This is a genomic window from Streptococcus sp., assembly GCF_032481935.1.
In the GTDB taxonomy this organism is placed as follows: domain Bacteria; phylum Bacillota; class Bacilli; order Lactobacillales; family Streptococcaceae; genus Streptococcus.
The window spans coordinates 1-1490 of the sequence record NZ_JAWERU010000091.1 but is presented as its reverse complement, the minus strand read 5'-3'; the positions used below and the strand labels follow the sequence as shown (position 1 = coordinate 1490).

Below are 1490 nucleotides of genomic sequence, written 5' to 3'. Positions count from 1 at the left end.
TGCTGACAGCCTTCACCTAGGCCACCTTGTCGCAATCTTGACAAGTCGTCGCTTGCAGTTAGCAGGTCACAAACCTTATGCGCTCGTTGGCGGTGCTACTGGTCTCATCGGAGATCCGTCCTTCAAAGATGCTGAGCGTAGTCTCCAAACAAAAGACACAGTAGATGGCTGGGTCAAGTCTATCCAAGGACAACTTTCTCGCTTTCTTGATTTTGAAAATGGTGAAAATAAAGCTGTCATGGTCAACAACTACGACTGGTTTGGCAGCATCAGCTTCATTGACTTCCTCCGTGATATCGGAAAATACTTCACTGTCAACTACATGATGAGCAAGGAGTCTGTTAAAAAACGGATTGAAACAGGGATTTCTTACACAGAATTTGCCTACCAAATCATGCAAGGGTACGACTTTTTCGTCCTTAACCAAGAGCACAATGTAACCCTCCAAATCGGTGGATCTGACCAATGGGGAAATATGACAGCTGGTACAGAATTGCTTCGTCGTAAGGCTGACAAGACTGGTCACGTAATAACTGTTCCACTCATCACAGACGCAACTGGTAAGAAATTTGGTAAATCTGAAGGGAACGCTGTTTGGCTTAACCCTGAAAAGACTTCTCCATACGAAATGTACCAATTCTGGATGAATGTTATGGACGCTGACGCTGTTCGCTTCTTGAAAATCTTTACTTTCTTGTCACTTGATGAGATTGAAGACATCCGCAAACAATTTGAAGCAGCTCCACACGAACGCTTGGCTCAAAAAGTCCTCGCTCGTGAAGTCGTAACACTTGTTCACGGAGAAGAAGCTTACAAAGAAGCTCTTAACATCACTGAACAACTCTTTGCTGGAAATATCAAAAACCTTTCTGTCAAAGAACTCAAACAAGGACTTCGTGGTGTACCAAACTACCAAGTACAAGCAGACGAAAATCACAACATCGTTGAACTTCTCGTATCTTCTGGCGTGGTTAACTCAAAACGCCAAGCCCGTGAAGACGTACAAAACGGAGCCATCTACGTCAACGGCGACCGCATCCAAGACCTTGACTATGTCTTGAGCGATAGCGATAAATTAGAAAATGAATTGACCGTTATCCGTCGCGGTAAGAAAAAATATTTTGTATTGACTTACTAAATTGTTCAACATTTACCTATAAACAAAGGAGTTAACCTCGATAAAGGTAACTCCTTTTTGCTGTGAATAGTCCCCACCTATCCCTTAATAGACAGGCTACGCAGTACAATGCGTAAGGTTGTTAGATTATGTAAGATAGAAAGATTTGAAGGGCTGAGCCAGTTAAACAAGCCAAAGCCAATCAAACTACTATTTACGACAACGGTATCTTGAATATTCTTCTTGATGAGTGTTTGCAAAGATGATGATAGCGAATCCAACTCTTGGAAGAAATCCAAGCGATTATCTAACAATAAGATATCACTCATCTGCTTAGAAATATCTGCACTCTCATTCATCACCACACCGATAT

At 42.1% G+C, this 1490-nt stretch carries 1 protein-coding gene and 1 pseudogene; one reads left to right on the top strand and one right to left on the bottom strand.

What is annotated here, in order from left to right; all coding sequences use genetic code 11:
- On the top strand, nucleotides 1-1138 hold a 1138-nt coding region (gene tyrS, locus E7C97_RS09465), incomplete at its 5' end, for a tyrosine--tRNA ligase (RefSeq protein ID WP_316109071.1).
- A 77-nt stretch (nucleotides 1139-1215) separates the two neighbouring features.
- On the opposite strand, the pseudogene E7C97_RS09460 reads toward tyrS, so the two are convergent.
- A pseudogene (locus tag E7C97_RS09460) lies at nucleotides 1216-1490 on the bottom strand (heavy metal translocating P-type ATPase); the annotation flags it as partial.